The organism is Kaistella pullorum (assembly GCF_014837035.1).
GTDB lineage: Bacteria > Bacteroidota > Bacteroidia > Flavobacteriales > Weeksellaceae > Kaistella > Kaistella rhinocerotis.
This window is the reverse complement of the sequence record NZ_JACSPS010000026.1, coordinates 1-702: the sequence shown is the minus strand read 5'-3', so window position 1 is coordinate 702 and position 702 is coordinate 1. Positions and strand designations below refer to the sequence as shown.

Here is a 702-nt window from a genome sequence, read left to right as displayed (position 1 = left end):
CAGAAATACCCAACCGTTATAAGCCATTTTAATGACAACCATCGATACCAAAAGACATATCGAAATTAACGAAGGCTATCAAGGTATAAACTTGACAGAATTTGCTATTGGGGTTGACGAACTAATTAGCAACGACCAAATTGTTGACACCTTCATTCGCTCAAAAAAATTCTCATTTGACAGTTTGCGTGACTTTGTAAAAGCTGAACCAGACAATGGTTATTTGAGACAAGCTTTTGACGTTGACAAAATAAAAATCACCGACTTCAAGAAAACGGACAAACAAGAAGTATCAAAATTTCTTATTGACTTTTTAAATGAACCGGACTGGGGTGACGATAAAAACGAATTTGCTAAACTGCTCGACAGATATTTTGAAATTCACAAAGAATTTGGGGACAACGAGTTTTATATTTTATCAAAGGACTGGTTCGACAAAGAAGATGAAAGAGTAATTGAACCCGAAAGTTGGGTTTATACCTATTACTTTTTGATTATTTCGGTAGACAGGAAATCAAACTTACTGACATTGACAGAATGGACATACGATTAACCAAATGACAGAAAAAACGGCTTATAACAGGCGCTTGGCAAAAAAGCGGGTTCAGTGCTTAAATGAAGCTTTGTGCTTCGTATCAAATTCAGTGCTAGCTGACAGTTTAGTGCTTCAAAATCCGCTTCTTCGCCAAGCACCAAACCGTT

The 702-nt window shown here is 36.6% G+C and carries 1 protein-coding gene; it reads left to right on the top strand.

Going from position 1 to position 702, the window contains the following annotated elements; all coding sequences use genetic code 11:
* Positions 1-31: 31 nt before the first annotated feature.
* Complete coding sequence (locus H9628_RS11920) at positions 32-553, top strand: hypothetical protein (protein ID WP_251834364.1); 522 nt, start codon at positions 32-34, stop codon at positions 551-553.
* Positions 554-702: the final 149 nt, after the last annotated feature.